This is a genomic window from Achromobacter sp. GbtcB20 (genome assembly GCF_019091095.1).
Classification (GTDB): Bacteria; Pseudomonadota; Gammaproteobacteria; order Burkholderiales; family Burkholderiaceae_B; genus Achromobacter; species Achromobacter mucicolens.
In genome coordinates this window covers 1-265 of record NZ_JAGXJZ010000592.1, presented here as the reverse complement: position 1 = coordinate 265, position 265 = coordinate 1, and the positions used below count along the sequence as shown (strand labels likewise).

1 protein-coding gene is annotated in these 265 nt (G+C 68.7%); it reads left to right on the top strand.

Annotation, left to right across the window (positions count from 1 at the left end):
- Positions 1-17 precede the first annotated feature (17 nt).
- Positions 18-265, top strand: a 248-nt coding sequence (locus tag KVT32_RS30355) for an ATP-binding cassette domain-containing protein (protein ID WP_254637094.1), incomplete at its 3' end; no start/stop codon positions are given.

Here is a 265-nt window from a genome sequence, read left to right as displayed (position 1 = left end):
TGACCGATACCCCTGTACTGGCCTGCCGCGCCCTCGGAAAAACCTTCAAGCAGGGCGACTACCAGGTGCGGGTGCTCGACAACATCGACTTCGCGATCCGCCGCGGCGAGCGCGTGGCCATCGTCGGCGCCTCGGGCTCGGGCAAGTCGACCCTGATCCGCACCCTGAACCGGCTCGAGGAAATCGACGGAGGCCGCATCGCCATCGACGGGCGCGACATCCATGCGCGCGGCCTCGACGTCAACGCCCTGCGCGCGGGAATCGG